Source organism: Bartonella queenslandensis AUST/NH15 (assembly GCF_000312585.1).
In the GTDB taxonomy this organism is placed as follows: Bacteria; Pseudomonadota; Alphaproteobacteria; order Rhizobiales; family Rhizobiaceae; genus Bartonella; species Bartonella queenslandensis_A.
Genome location: NZ_HE998318.1, coordinates 1 through 254 on the forward strand (window position 1 = coordinate 1; position 254 = coordinate 254).

General features: G+C 46.9%; 1 protein-coding gene. It reads left to right on the forward strand.

Annotated features, from left to right (window positions below):
* Positions 1–254: amidase family protein (locus tag BN338_RS10285; protein WP_039762236.1), on the forward strand; the 254-nt coding region annotated here is incomplete at both ends.

A 254-nucleotide genomic window follows, 5' to 3' on the forward strand; every position in this document is an offset into this window, starting at 1 on the left:
GCCGCTGTTGCTGCACAAATTTGTGCTGGAGCAACAGCAACAGATACAGGTGGCTCAATACGTCAACCAGCAGCTTTTACTGGGACTGTAGGAATAAAGCCAACTTATGGACGTTGTTCGCGATGGGGCGCTGTCGCGTTTGCTTCATCTCTTGATCAAGCTGGACCTATTGCGAGAGATGTCCGTGATTGTGCTATCCTACTCAGATCAATGGCCTCTTTTGATGAAAAAGATTCTACTTCCGTAAATTTACC